The organism is Peribacillus sp. NPDC097264 (genome assembly GCF_050277925.1).
In the GTDB taxonomy this organism is placed as follows: domain Bacteria; phylum Bacillota; class Bacilli; order Bacillales; family DSM-1321; genus Peribacillus.
The window spans coordinates 305,127-319,488 of the sequence record NZ_JBNNSR010000001.1 but is presented as its reverse complement, the minus strand read 5'-3'; the positions used below and the strand labels follow the sequence as shown (position 1 = coordinate 319,488).

Sequence of the window (14,362 nt, the reverse complement as noted above, 5' to 3'; positions counted from 1 at the left end):
GGAGTGTATCGAATGAATTTTTTGGTGCGTCAAAAAGCGAGGGAACTTCTAAAGAGCGGTAATTTTCTTATAAAAAATAATCCTTCAAGCTTAAGAAATAAATTTTTAGGAAAAGTTAGAAAAGTTACTGTAGTTACTGCTGCTTATAATGCCGAAAAATTCATAAGAAAAACGATTGATTCAGTAGTAAATCAATCCATAGGTATAGATCAGATCGAATATATCATTATTGATGATTGTTCGACAGATGGGACTAATAAAATCATTCAAGAGTATACAGCTAAGTATAAAAATATCTGTTCAGTTACCCTACAAGAAAATAATGGGTCACCTGGGACCCCCAGAAATATTGGAATAGAATTGGGGACATCCAAATATATAACTTTTTTAGACGCGGATGACTGGCTTGCTCATGATGGATTGGAAACCCTCTATAACATCCTCGAAGAAACAGGCGATGATTATGTAGTGGGGAAAACGGTAAAAGTCGAATCTAAGTCAGAGAGTGTTATAGGTGAGTTTGCTTCCATTAAAGAAAGAAGAAGTATTACCCCAATGGATGTTCCACACTTTTTTTATCATATGGGTCCAACGGCTAGAATGATGAAACTGCCTATGGTTAAAGAAAATGAAATTGGTTTTCCTAATTTGAAATTTGGTGAAGATAAATGGTTTTTTACGGATGTTTTCTTTAAAGTGAGAGCAGTATCAACTACTAAAAAACCTATTTATTATGTCAATAGAACTTCTGAGAACCCATCGTCCTTAACACGTGCTACGAATGTGTTAGATAAAAGAAAAGCGGATCTAGAGGTAATAAGATATATTCAATCCAAGGATATTGCCAATGAATTGAAAAAGGCGGCTCTTAACCGGATTTATGAGTACGATATTGTAAAAACGTTCGATAGTCAAACTTTTGTGAAATCTAAGCATAAAAATGATTTTATAGAAATATTAAGGGAAGCTGTCGAAACAACGAAAGCTCTGTCATATGACTTTAAGAATGAATTTAAAGAACCTATTTATAAATGTGCCATTGATTTATTTATGGAGGATCGTATTGATGATTTCGTAAAGTTATTTGAATGGTTAAAACGAGATCCCAATAAAAAATATCATATTATAGATGGTTTACCTTATTATGAACTTCCATTTCTGAAAGATGATTATCGCTACGTAAGGATACCGATGCTAGCTCGTGCAATAGATTCCTTTGTTATGGATAATGTCTATCATCAGAGTTTTGAGATCTATGGTGATGATCTAGATAACATAGACTCTGTATTGATACGTGATAGAAAAAGAATTGACAATGAAATCAATTGTGAAGTCCAAATAGAAGATAATAGAGGTCATTTCACTGTTTCTTTAGATAAAATTGATCGAATGGAAAAGTCATTATTTGCAGTATTCATTCGCTATAATGATTATCAATTGGTGAATATTAAAAGGATCCTGAAAAATAAGATGATCTATAATAATAAAAATGTGGAGTTTTATACAACAGTGGCAAATAATTTAGGACTAGCAATAAAGTCTTTGGAGTAGCTGTTACGTGTACACGGAAATAAGCTCTCCCTGATATGGGCGAGCTTATTTTTAGTTTTGAATATTTTAAAGAAGTAGGTTCTATTCTCTGGGTTAAAGCATTCAATCACCACCACTACTACTACTCAATAAACAGGGAGAAAATATATGTCAATTGAAAAACCGAAAACGCCGAATAAACCTTCCTTGCTATCCATATTGAAAAAAAGTTTGAAAGCCATCTTTTTTAGAGCATATAAAATGGCATTCAGCATGGCAGGGAAAGTGTTGCCCGTCAATCACAAGCTTGTTGTTTTTGAAAGCTTTTTAGGAAAACAATACAGTTGTAATCCACGTGCGATATATGAATACTTGCAGAGTAACCATCCTGAATATAAAATGTATTGGAGTGTCGACAAAAGGTATACGGCGCTGTTTGAAGAGGCGGGCATTCCACACCTCAAACGATTTTCGGTAGGGTGGTTGCTTAAGATGACGCGTGCCCATTATTGGGTGACGAATAGCAGGATGCCGCTATGGATTCCCAAGCCAAAGCATACCGTATATTTACAAACCTGGCATGGTACACCATTGAAGAAACTTGCGTCAGACATGAAGGAAGTCCATATGCCTGGGACGACGACGGAGAGTTATAAAGAGAATTTCCATGCTGAATCAAGCAAATGGGATTATCTGATTTCTCCGAATGCCTATTCCAGCGAGATTTTTGCGCGCGCTTTTAATGTCGACCCCTCTAAAATTCTAGAAACCGGTTATCCACGCAATGATTTACTGTATAATGGGAATAATCGTGTTACAATCGACTCATTGAAACAGAAGATCGGGATACCGGTCGAGAAAAAGGTCATTTTATATGCCCCTACTTGGAGAGACGATGAGTTCTATAGTAAAGGAAAATATAAGTTTGAAATAAAGCTGGATTTGGATCAAATGAGACAGGAATTAGGGGAGGAGTATGTCATTTTACTCCGTCTTCATTATTTAATTTCCGAGAACTTGGATTTGTCGGCTTACCAAGGCTTTGCCTACGATGCATCGAGTTATGAGGATATTAGCCATTTGTATCTCATTTCAGATTTATTAATAACGGATTATTCATCGGTTTTCTTTGATTACGCAAATTTACAGCGACCGATGTTGTTCTATGTATATGATATTGAAAAATACAGGGACAAGCTTCGCGGGTTTTATTTCGATTTTGAAGGGACCGCACCAGGTCCGTTAGTAAGGTCGTCGGATGCTGTCATTGAAAGCATCAAGGCGATGAAATTGGAGAAGCCCGTAGAGTTGGATCAGTTCCATGAGAAGTTTTGTGCACTCGAGGATGGTCAGGCTTCACGCCGTATCGTAGAAAAAGTGTTTTTAGGAAGGTCTGTGTAATATATGAGTTCAGCTTTGACCGTTTTAAAAGAACAAATCAATAATTTTTATTTGGTTAGACGCTTGTCAGCCTATGAAATGAAAAGCGCCAACAGCAATAACTACCTGGGGATCCTCTGGGAAATCATCAATCCGATGATTCAGATTGCGATTTATTGGTTCGTGTTCGGATTCGGGATCTTCAATCGTAAAGATGTAGATGGCCATCCATTCTTACCATGGCTGATGGCGGGGATTGTCGTCTGGTTCTTCGTGAACCCAGCCACGACCCAGGCGTCCAAATCGATCTATTCGAGATTGAATATGGTGTCCAAGATGAACTTTCCCATGAGTGTCATTCCTTCTTATGTCATTTTTGCGAAGTTGTATCAGCACTTTATGTTACTAGCAGTCATCATCATCCTTTTAGTTTTCACGGGATATGTCCCGACGTTTTACATCGTTCAACTGCCATATTACATCGTTGCAACGGTAGCGTTGCTGTTTTCGTTCGGATTGATCACGTCGACGTTATCGACTGTCATCCGTGACGTACACAATATGATCCAGTCATTGATGAAAATCTTGTTTTATTTAACACCCATCCTTTGGATACTAAATGCGACCCAGCATCCGACGATCGTCAGTATTATGAAGCTAAATCCCCTATACTATATAGTGGAAGGGTATCGCGCTTCGTTGTTGGGGGAATCATGGTACTTCATCGGTCATTGGGAATACACACTTTATTTCTGGGCAGTCGTACTCGTCTTCTTTTTGATAGGTTCCTCGCTGCATGTTAGATTTAGAGATCGCTTTGTTGACTTTAAGTAAACTGGAAGTGAGATATTGGAAAAATCGGTAATTGTCAAAAACGTAACGAAGAAATATAAATTATATAATAAAAACTCGGAAAAGCTTCTCGACCTCCTTTTGCCCAAAAGCTATGGGGAAGAGTATTATGCGCTGAGAAACGTTAGCTTTGAAGCGGAAAAAGGTGACGTCATCGGATTTGTCGGGGTCAATGGCTCAGGGAAATCCACGTTATCGAATATCATTGCCGGAATCGTGCCGGCAACGGATGGAAACGTCGTGACCAATGGTAAGACGGCGTTGATTGCCGTTTCATCCGGTCTTAATAATCAATTGACCGGGAGAGAAAACATCGAATTGAAAATGCTGATGCTCGGATTCGATAAAAAGCAAATCCGAGAGCTGGAGCCTGAAATCATCGAGTTTTCGGAACTGGGCAAATTCATCAATCAACCGGTAAAATCCTATTCAAGTGGGATGAAGTCACGACTTGGATTCTCCATTTCGGTGCATATCGACCCGGATATCCTGATCATTGACGAGGCTTTATCGGTCGGCGATAAAAACTTCGCTGAAAAGTGCTTGGAAAAGATGAATGAATTCAAGGAAAAAGGCAAAACGATGTTCTTCGTCAGCCATTCAATCGGTCAGATGAAGAAGTTCTGTTCGAAGGCATTGTGGCTCGAATATGGGGAAGTTAAAGCATATGGCACGATGAAAGAAGTCATGCCACAATATGAAACGTTCTTGAAGGAATATAAAGCGATGTCCAAAAAGGAACAAAAAAAATATCGCGAAGAGCAAATGGAAAAACGCAGTAAAGCAACAGTATAAAAAACAGGCAGACTCAAAACTTGGGTCTGCCTGTTTTTGTGTCGAGCACTTCTTGATAGACGTCCATAAAATGCTTGGCGGCTGCCAGATGAGAGTATTCCAGCTCGATTTTTTCTCTGGCTTTTATGGCGAGCCTCTCGCCTTGGGAGGAATCGTTAAGCAGCATTGTAATGGCTTGAGCGAGTTCCACGGGATTCTTTTCCTCCACTAGCAGTCCGTCTTCCCCATCTGTAATGATTTCTTTAAGTCCGCCGATCCTGCTGGCAATGACGGGTGACCCGGAGCCCATCGCTTCTAAGGCTGAAATGGAGGTGGCTTCTTCCACTCCGTGTGAATGGACACTCGGGATAAGGACGATATCAGAAGCGCCATACACGTTATTCATTTTCTCATAGGGAACAGAACCGAGGAAGAGCACGGACTCTTGTAGACAAAGCTTTGTTGCCGTTTCTTCAAGCTTGCTTTGTTGCTCCCCTGTCCCGGCATAGACTAACACCGTATCAGGATTCTTTTTCAGCACTTCTGGAAGAGCAAGAAGGGGGTAGATGACACCGTTTTTTTCCGTCATCCGCCTTGGGACGAGAAGCATCCTTTTATGTGAAGGAATTAGGAATCGTTTTTGCGTTTCTTCCCGGTTGGTGGTTTTGGGTTTGAAAGCAGTGACATCAATGAAGTTTTTGATTGTGGTGGCCTCGACATGTGCAGCATGGCCGATGTATTCCTTGATGCGCCGGTCGACCGTCACGACTTTTGCCGCTGAACGATAAGCTTTTCTTTCATACTCTTGAAGCAGTAAGTCCTCCTCGCTGTTCTCGAAAATGGCGCCCCTGCTAATTGCCTCAAATGAATAATATCCATGCACCGTTTGGATCGTCGGGATTCCGGCTTCAATGGAAGCAAGGGTCGCAAAGATATCCTGGGCATGGATGATGTCGTACCTTTTCGTGGATTTCTTAATGGTTGCAGTCAATAATTTCATCCGTTGCCGGTCGTTAAACAGCTGTCCGCTTCCTTTTTTCATTGAATTCAATAGAAAGCCAGGGGCTTTTGCAAGAAGCGTTTTCCTGAATGGCGGCAAGTGCGAGAAGGATAAAACATCCACCGTATGTCCCATCGATTCTAAGCCGCTTTTCAACGTCGTGATGTGACTGGACAAGCCTCCCTCATGGGGATAGGAAAATATCGTTGTCATCAAAATGTTCATACGATGATCCTTTCTTTTGAATGGTGAGTATCCAAATTCTTTAATTTCTTGAACGGATGTTTCTTAAAATCTGCAGGCTGCTGCTTTTAAAAAGGAAGGATAGAAGGAGATAACCTCCGAATACGAGAGCGGTGATCATACTCAATTCAAGGGAAATCGGAAACTCTATACTATATGGATGAAGCCATGAAGCGATTCCATAGAGGATGCTACCCATGACCAAAAGCTTGCCCATCTCTTGAAGAATGTCAGTGAATAAGGATGCATCCGCTTTTGTCGTGTTCACGTGTAGCAAGCTGAACAGGAAGATACATTGGAGGAGCATCGAAAGGCCTGTTGCAAGGGCGATTCCTCCGACACCGAGAAAACGCGATAGCACCCAGCTGAGCAGGATATTCAGTAAAACGGCACTCAAGCAGGAATACATCGCCATTTTCGTTTTTTTCAAGGCGTAAAAGGCATTCATCAAATAATCCCTCGCTGCAAAAAAGGGAAGGGCTGCCGCATAAAAGAAGAAAGCGGCATAGGTGGTGTCTGTTGCGGACGCATCAAAGGCACCACGTTGAAAGGCAAGTGCGATCAAGCTTTTCCCACTGACCAACATGACGATCATAAAGGGGACTGATAAAAAGGCAAGTGCCTTCAGCCCTTTTAAGGTAAGAGTGAGAAAAGCACGATAACTTTCAAGGGCACGACCGACGATGGAAGGATACAGTACGGTAATGATGGGTGTAAGGACAATGCTCAGTGGCAGCCAAAGCAGCCGGTTTGCATAGTTAAGGGCCGACACGCTTCCTGACTCAAGTGAGGTCGCGATGATCCGGTCGACGACACTATTCAGCTGGAGTGCCAATGCCGCGATGATGATCGGGTAAAACATCGACAATGCCTCAATGATTTCCCGTTTATGTGATTTAAAAGAAAACACCAAGTGAAAATGGTCCTTTTTTAATGCCGGGAATTGAATCAAGAATTGACTGGCGGCCCCGATTAAAAATCCCCAGGCCAATCCTTTCACACCAAAGGGTGCTGCAAATAAGACCGTGGCTACAATGATCACCATATTGTGGGCCGTTGACGTGAAGGCGGGAAGCAGGAAACGTTGATTGGCTTGCAGGATTCCTGTTGCCATGTAGGCAAGTGTGAAAAACAGTAAACTTGGCAGCATGATCCTAGTCAATACTTCCGTTAATTCGAGTGCAGAACCCGTGAACCCTGGGGCTACCATCCAGACGAGCGGCTTTGTGAAGAGAAGGCAGAGGAGGGTCAGGATGATGGCAACCATCACGAAAAAGGAGCCCAAAACACTGATGAATTCATCGGCTTTTCTTGGGTTTCTCTCTTTTTTCTCCAAATAGATAGGGATGACACCCGCTTGAAGGCCACTGCCGAGTGCGGTAAATAGCATGGTCGGAATAAGGCTTGCGACAAAGAAGATGTCGGCCGTCGATGATGCACCGAAGTACGCAGCGATGATGGATTCCCGCCCAAAGCCCAGGACTTTTCCAATGGCACCGATGATGGTGACGATTCCTACCGATTTAACAACATGTGAAAGTGCAGGCATAGGTTCAACCCTTTGAAAAGATGTCCTTTTGTAAACAAAAGCCTAAACAACTATAAAAGAAGAGCGTAAATGTCTTATCTTCAAGGATATTGTAAAAAAGTCCGGCTATAAGCGCTGCCAGCAATAGGCAGATGGTGAAAGTGGCCGCCGACCGGTTGCTGCTGTGAAGTAGTGTGCGATAGGTTAAAAAAACAAATCCGAAAACGGCCGCCAAGCCGAGCAGGCCGGTCTGGACCAAAACCTGGATGTATTGATTATCTGTATACATGTTTTCGCCAATTCCGTATTCCTGATAAATCGGCGATGAAAAGGAAAGGGTGGCGGAATCTCCGAAAGTCGCAAGCCCTGTACCGATTATAGGATGGTCCCTGAAAATTTCCAATCCTTTGATCACCACATATAACCGACCCCACTCTGTACTCTGGCTTAAGCTCTCATCAGAATAAATCTCTGAAAACCGCTTGGAGAGGGCCTGATCACCTTCGGGAGCTAGGCTCCCTATCATCATCGTGTCGACAGGAACGGAGGCGGACAGATCATCATTGCTTGATGTGAATGAAATGGGAAAGTAAATGAGAAGCAGGCCACAAAGGAATGAACCCAATCCATATAGAAAAAGCGGTTTGTTTTTTGTCAGGATGATGTACAGGAGAGAGGCCATCCCGAATGCAATCATCGTACCCCTGGAATAGGTGAATAATAAGGTCCCGAATATCAGGGCGGACGAAAGAAAAATCCAGACTTTATGTTTTTTGGCAGCTTGGAAGAGAAAGAAACTAAAAAAGAACTGAATCCCTAAAAATAAGGCAAATACATTGGGATTGGCTGCTGCTCCATAAATTCTCATGTTGTTTATCGGAGGGAGATCCCATGCGCCCCAACTGTCAGGAATGAGAATCGTGCGCGAGAAACCTTTCTCGATTAAACCGTGAATGCAAAGTGCGACCGCAAATAGGAGCATCCCCTTTAAAAAGAGTAAGATATCCTTTCTTTCTAGATGTAGTTCACCGATAATGTAGAGGAGCAAGAAGGTCACGAGCAATGCCCGTAGTTCAAATAAAATCGGAATGAGATCCACACCGGTCATGAATGCGGCGATCACACCGACTAAGCAGAACAACAAAAATGGAACTGTAAAATGATACTTTGCGGTGGACCACTCTTTATTCTTCACTTTTTCAATCAGCACAGAAAGAAATAAAATGAGGATGATGAGGTCCCCGGTATAGGTTAATCCGTTATTTAGTTCCATGAATAAGGGTCGGGCAGGGAAGTACATGAATAGAATGAATAGCAGATGTTTTTTATGGATGAATGCAAAAACGACCAGCGTTGCGGTTGCGGCGTAGCCGACAATCGGATTAGGCATGGCTAATGGGAAGAGTAGGCACGCGATCAGAATGGGCAGTGAATATTTTTCAAGAAGCTTCAATGACGATAAACCACCTTTGCATGAAGGTTCCGTTATAAGATGTGTATGAGAAAAACCTTGAATAATTCCTGACCCTCTAAATATATAGTACATATGAAAGGCTGAAAAAATATGAGCGAGAAGTTTGTGGAAATCTTAACGATTCCCTTTATAGATACGAATATGGATGAATTTATAAATCAGATGCTGTATCCAAGAATGAGAAATCAAGAAAAAACGTTTGTCGTAACGGCAAATCCCGAAATTGTGGAGTATGCAAATGAACATCAGGATTATAAGGACATCATTACGAACGCGGATTACATTACCCCGGATGGCATAGGTATCATTATGGCGTCCAAATGGCTGGATCAGCCACTACAGGAGCGAATTACAGGGTTCGACCTGATGAATGAACTTTTCTCCATTGCCAATGAACAAGCACTTAAGGTGTATTTATTGGGGGCGGAGGAATCCGTGATTGAAAAAGCGGCCGCCAAAGTCCAACAGCAGTATCCTGGACTAAACCTGGTCGGCCATCATCACGGTTATATTGATATTGAGGATGAAACTTTGGCGAAATCGATAGCGGATCTTGAACCGGACATCGTTTTGACGGCCTTAGGCTTTCCACGGCAGGAAAAGTGGACATCGCTCCACTATCCCTTGTTTAAGAAAGGGCTTTTCATTGGAGTCGGCGGAAGCTTCGATGTTCTCGCAGGGAAGGTGAACCGGGCTCCCGTTGTGTGGCAAAAAATGCGTCTTGAATGGATGTACCGGCTGATTCAGGAGCCTTCCCGATGGAAGCGGATGCTGGTGTTGCCACAATTCGTATGGAAGGTCAGGCGGATAAGGAGAAAGGTACAGCGTTCCTAAACAATAAGGAGTGGACTGGATGAAAATCTTGCACCTAAACGCTGGAAATGAAACCGGCGGTGGTATGTTTCATATTCTGTCCTTGCTGAATCAACTAAATAAAGAAGAGTGCCTGCTTGGCGTGTTTGAAGAAGGGGAATTGTATCGTCAGGCAGTGGCCTCTGGCATTCAAACCGAAATTTTCAGGCAGCGATCCAAATTTGATCTGACCATATTGAAACCTTTACGGAACTTTATCCGTCTACATCATATAGACATCATTCATACACATGGACCACGGGCTAATATTTACGGGGTGCTTTTAAAGCGGTTAGTAAAATGTCCGTGGGTCCTTACTGTACACAGCTCCCCTGCTTATGATTTTTTAGGGATGGGGCTAAAAGGGAAGCTCTATACAAGCTTGCATCTATTGTCATTAAAGCAAGCGGATCATCTATTGGCGATTTCCAATGAATTTAAAGATGAATTGACTGGTCAGGGAATATCACCCACCAGAATCACGAAAATCATGAATGGCATAAATTTTGAACAGAAGATAGACGAACCTTATCAAAGGGCGGAATTCGGTTTGGAAGCGGATGATTTCGTCATGATCATGACAGCCAGGCTTGAACCGGTGAAAGGGCATGAATTCGCCTTGGAAGCAGTAGCTGACATGGTTTCTGATTTTCCTCATATAAGGCTCTTGATTGTTGGAGATGGCAGAAGAAGGCGTGCATTAGAACAGGTGGTTTTGGATAAGGGATTATCTGACCATGTGTTCTTTTTAGGGTACCGTGATGATATGGAAAGGCTCTATCCTTTGGCAGATCTGACCTTGCTGACTTCGATAAGCGAGAGTTTTCCGCTTGTTTTATTGGAAGGCGCGAGGGCTGGATTGCCAGCCCTTACGAGTGATGTCGGAGGAGTGAAGGAACTCATACCCGATAGAGAACATGGTTGGATTACCCAGGTGGGCAATGTCCAGGAAATCACGGAAAGCATCCGCGAGGCCATCCTCCTGAAAAAAGACGGAAAGTTGACAAAGATAGGAATTAACTTACAAAAATTTGCAAAAAACAACTTTCCTATAGAGATTTTAGCTGAAAACATATATAATATTTATTTGAGGATGAATAAAAATTAAGTAATGACATATATAGTTTGTTTTATAGATTATTAGGGTATTAGATTTTAAGTTGAATAGAGGTGGTTCTTGATGTTAATAGGGGCCTTATTTGTAGCATTCTTTTTATCTCTTCTTTTGACTCCATTTGTCGGGAAACTCGCCTTTAAACTTGGAGCAACCGATAAACCGAATGAGCGGAAAGTTCACGTAAAAATTATGCCACGCATGGGTGGTTTGGCGATATTCTTGAGTTTTTTAATTACTGTACTGGTTTTCACGGATGATTTTTTAGGGCAGTTGCCACTGTTGGTCGGCGCCCTTGTCATCATTTTGATTGGTATTGCGGATGATATATATGAATTAAGGGCTGCGCCTAAGTTTTTAGGCCAGATTTTAGCTGCTCTCATCATCGTGTTATGGGGCGGGCTTGAAGTGGAATTTATTAATCTTCCATTTTTCACGGATAAGCTTGAGTTTGGGATCTTCAGTATTCCCATCACGATTTTATGGATTGTCGGCATCATCAATGCCATCAATTTGATTGATGGCCTAGACGGACTTGCAGGTGGGGTCTCGACGATCGCTTTGGTGACCATCGCGACGATGGCCCTTATCAAAGGAGATTTATTTGTTGCGACGATTGCCTTGATTGTCATTGGTAGCACACTTGGGTTCTTGAAATACAATTTTCACCCAGCTAAGATTTTCATGGGGGATACAGGTGCCCTGTTCCTGGGGTACATCATCGCGGTACTTTCCTTGCTTGGATTCAAAAACGTCACGATGATTTCCTTGATTGTCCCGATCATCATCTTGGGTGTTCCCATTTCGGATACATTCTTTGCGATCATTCGCCGGCTTGTCAATAAGCAACCGATTTCGGCAGCTGACAAATCGCATCTACATCATTGCTTATTGAACTTAGGTTTCACTCATAAGCAGACGGTTATACTCATTTATGCATTAGCAGCATGCTTTGGACTCGCTGCGATCATCTTCTCCTTTGCGACATTATGGGGAGCGTTGATACTTGTAGCCGGTATCCTCGTGCTCATTGAGATATTGGTCGAGAAAATCGGGCTGGTCGGTTCCAATTACCAGCCACTGTTGAAAATGCTTAATGCACGTAATATGAAAAAATAAACGAAAGGCTGTTCCTGATTTTTCAGGACAGCCTTTTCTTTATTTTACGCTTTTTACAAGCTTGTGATTTATGGAGTTTAAAGGGCAGATGGGGGAGGAATCTCTAGCTCAGTCAAATGAAAAAGGGACTCGAGGTCGAGTCCCTTTTTCATTATTCAATCTGTGATTCTGCGGCATCTGCTTGACTGCTAGTCTTTGTCGGTCCCAGGTTCATGTGGGATTTTAAAAGCAGCTTAATGTTTTCAACGGAGGTTTCATTTAATTGATAATAGTACGTTCCGTTAATGTTCGAATCGGTACCCTCAAGCTTGACCGTTTCGAGGTTAAGGCCATTATCCGTCGTCACATATTTGATGAAGCCTCTAATTTGTGAAAATTGAAGGTTCGTTGTCATGTTGTCGCCTACAGCCTCCATTACATCGGTATACTTTGATATGGCGCCAACCGTAGTTGCTTTGGAGATGATGGCTTTCAAGACTTCCTGTTGACGTTCACCACGTTGGATATCACTGTCCTGCTTACGTGTCCGGGCAAAGGCCAATGCTTCTTCACCATCGACTGTCTGTAATCCTTCTTTTAAATGAATGGCGTTCTTTTTGTCATGAGAATCCATTTCATGCATTTCATAAGGCACATCGACTTCGATGCCATCTAAAGAATCGACAACATCAATGAAGGCGTTAAAGTTCATTCTGACATAATAATCAACCGGGATATCAAACAACTCTTCCACTGTGTCCATCGTAGCTTTTGGCCCACCTGCTGCATGTGCCGCATTGATTTTCGTGGTCACGCCTTTTTCTGGGACGTACACATATGAATCACGTGGGATGCTCAAAAGTTTAATAGATTTTTGATCTTTATTGAATGTAGCCAAAATCAGGGCATCCGATCGTGAATTTCCTTGGTAGTCCCGTTCATCACTATCGTCGATTCCAATAAATAGGATAGAAAAGTTGTCTTCGAGCGGGTCTATTGCTTCATCCCGCTTCGCTGAAGCTTCAACAGGGTCGTAGGAACCATCGAAAACGTTCTGTGCTTTCGCATATAAACTAGCGGCATACGTTGTGGCGCCTAATACGAGAACCAACAGGGGGACTAGAACTAGCCAAAGTCTTTTACGTCTTTTTCTCTTTGTTTTTTTAATTTTATAAACACGTCTAGTAGTAGACATCTTTTCTTCTCCTTTTAAATAGCAGATTTAACCCGCTATTCTTCGAATCCTTCAATATATATCGTCAAGTATTACAGTTAATTTTACATGGATATCATGAATTCGTAAAATAAATATTTCTTTTTCAAGTGAAAAATAGTAAAAAAAGGAAATGACACGTCCTACAGGAGTTCCTCTTCCAGATATAGAATCTCGCCTTCTGCTATACTTCCCTGGCCATTCGTCAGCTCAGTCATCCAATTTACATACGCCTGCTTCTGTCCTTCCTCCACATAAACAAGGAGAATGACTTGATCAAGATATTGGATATCTTTCATTTGATAAATAGAGGAGCGTAGTGCATTTTCCACTTTTCCGAGCCACGTATACTCGATGCTTGTGGACATCACACGCATTAGTTTCCGAACGACCACACCTGTTGTATTGATTCCTTCTGAAGTGGCTTTGCTATAAGCGCGGATGAGGCCGCCTGCACCGAGCTTGATGCCTCCGAAATAACGGGTAACCACAACAGCCGTATCTTTGAGGTCTTTCTTCTTAAGGACTTCAAGGATGGGTACACCTGCTGTTCCGCTTGGTTCGCCGTCATCAAGGGCTTTTTGGATTTGATTTTGTTCGCCAATCATATAAGCTGAACAATTATGAGTTGCATCTTTGTGTCTTTTCTTTACTTCCTGAATAAAGGCCTGTGCTGCTTCTTCTGTTTCGACTCGGGCGACATGGGAAATGAACCGGGATTTTTCAATGACGATTTCGTGTTCCCCTCGTCCTTTTACCGTTAAATAATGAGGGAGCATGACTTTTCCACCTTCGTTCTTTCTATATAATCGATTAATTATAAATCTTAGCTTGAATTGTGGCAACGAAGTTTGACGTAAATTAAACATGTGTAAAGAAACTTTAATATAAGAAAAATTTGTACGTGTTATAATTAATTTTATTGACTGTAAATCTTTCGTAGTTGTATTTTTATGCTTAAAAGAATATCTTTATGGCTAAATCAATGCGTTTTGGACTATATTCCTGACTCTTCCTGATAGAGTTCATGCATATAAGGAATTATGCCATTTTAGTAATTTTCTGTTTCGTATAATAATTAAGGGTGTAGAATATTCAATTTTGTTTGATTAGGATAAGTTGTATGGGATAATGAGATTTCTTATCTATACAAGTGGGCCGTTCATCCTCAATTCTGTATCAGCCCAGTGAGCTCGAAGTATGCTAAATATGTATATTTTGTGTAAATCCATTATTGAAAGTAACGTATTTTTCTTCTTTTTTTGGTACAATATGTTCATGAAGGTTTCTTCTTAAATGTTACC

The 14,362-nt window shown here is 41.7% G+C and carries 11 protein-coding genes and 1 pseudogene; 7 read left to right on the top strand and 5 right to left on the bottom strand.

What is annotated here, in order from left to right:
* Nucleotides 1-12 precede the first annotated feature (12 nt).
* The 4 genes and pseudogenes from ACQKL0_RS01595 (at nt 13) to tagH (ending at nt 4,557) form a co-directional block, all read left to right on the top strand.
* Nucleotides 13-1,551, top strand: coding sequence for a glycosyltransferase family 2 protein (locus ACQKL0_RS01595; RefSeq protein WP_427685860.1), 1,539 nt, complete (start codon nt 13-15; stop codon nt 1,549-1,551).
* Nucleotides 1,552-1,728: 177 nt separating this feature from the next.
* A pseudogene (locus ACQKL0_RS01590) lies at nt 1,729-2,931 on the top strand (CDP-glycerol glycerophosphotransferase family protein); the annotation flags it as partial.
* Between the two features lie 3 nt (nt 2,932-2,934).
* Nucleotides 2,935-3,744 carry an ABC transporter permease gene (locus ACQKL0_RS01585; protein WP_427591471.1) on the top strand — a complete coding sequence of 270 codons (810 nt, stop codon included), beginning with the start codon at nt 2,935-2,937 and terminating at the stop codon, nt 3,742-3,744.
* 15 nt (nt 3,745-3,759) lie between these two features.
* Complete coding sequence (gene tagH, locus ACQKL0_RS01580; RefSeq protein ID WP_402870547.1) at nt 3,760-4,557, top strand: teichoic acids export ABC transporter ATP-binding subunit TagH; 798 nt, start codon at nt 3,760-3,762, stop codon at nt 4,555-4,557.
* A gap of 13 nt (nt 4,558-4,570) precedes the next feature.
* Here the strand turns inward: tagH and ACQKL0_RS01575 are convergent, their stop codons facing one another.
* The 3 genes from ACQKL0_RS01575 to ACQKL0_RS01565 all read right to left on the bottom strand — a co-directional run bounded on the left by ACQKL0_RS01575 (nt 4,571) and on the right by ACQKL0_RS01565 (nt 8,760).
* On the bottom strand, nt 4,571-5,713 hold the full coding sequence (locus ACQKL0_RS01575; RefSeq protein ID WP_427685858.1) for a glycosyltransferase family 4 protein: 1,143 nt from the start codon (nt 5,711-5,713) through the stop codon (nt 4,571-4,573).
* 88 nt (nt 5,714-5,801) lie between these two features.
* On the bottom strand, nt 5,802-7,328 hold the full coding sequence (gene murJ / locus ACQKL0_RS01570) for a murein biosynthesis integral membrane protein MurJ (RefSeq protein ID WP_427685856.1): 1,527 nt from the start codon (nt 7,326-7,328) through the stop codon (nt 5,802-5,804).
* A 4-nt stretch (nt 7,329-7,332) separates the two neighbouring features.
* Nucleotides 7,333-8,760, bottom strand: coding sequence for an O-antigen ligase family protein (locus ACQKL0_RS01565; RefSeq protein WP_427685854.1), 1,428 nt, complete (start codon nt 8,758-8,760; stop codon nt 7,333-7,335).
* 111 nt (nt 8,761-8,871) lie between these two features.
* Here ACQKL0_RS01565 and ACQKL0_RS01560 point away from each other — a divergent pair, with 111 nt between their 5' ends.
* From ACQKL0_RS01560 to ACQKL0_RS01550, 3 genes are all read left to right on the top strand, one after another.
* Nucleotides 8,872-9,615, top strand: a complete 744-nt coding sequence (locus tag ACQKL0_RS01560; protein WP_427685852.1) for a WecB/TagA/CpsF family glycosyltransferase — start codon at nt 8,872-8,874, stop codon at nt 9,613-9,615.
* A 19-nt stretch (nt 9,616-9,634) separates the two neighbouring features.
* Nucleotides 9,635-10,741: a glycosyltransferase family 4 protein gene (locus ACQKL0_RS01555; protein ID WP_427685850.1), complete on the top strand. Its 1,107-nt coding sequence runs from the start codon at nt 9,635-9,637 to the stop codon at nt 10,739-10,741.
* A gap of 72 nt (nt 10,742-10,813) precedes the next feature.
* On the top strand, nt 10,814-11,866 hold the full coding sequence (locus tag ACQKL0_RS01550) for a glycosyltransferase family 4 protein (protein ID WP_402992091.1): 1,053 nt from the start codon (nt 10,814-10,816) through the stop codon (nt 11,864-11,866).
* 151 nt (nt 11,867-12,017) lie between these two features.
* On the opposite strand, the gene ACQKL0_RS01545 is transcribed toward ACQKL0_RS01550, so the two are convergent.
* Together ACQKL0_RS01545 and ACQKL0_RS01540 are read right to left on the bottom strand one after the other, a co-directional pair.
* Entirely contained in the window at nt 12,018-13,040 is a 1,023-nt protein-coding gene (locus ACQKL0_RS01545; protein WP_402954662.1) for an LCP family protein, read from the bottom strand.
* Nucleotides 13,041-13,201: 161 nt separating this feature from the next.
* A complete protein-coding gene (locus ACQKL0_RS01540; RefSeq protein ID WP_402954659.1) occupies nt 13,202-13,837 on the bottom strand; it encodes a YigZ family protein in 636 nt (211 codons plus the stop codon).
* Between the last annotated feature and the right edge of the window lie 525 nt (nt 13,838-14,362).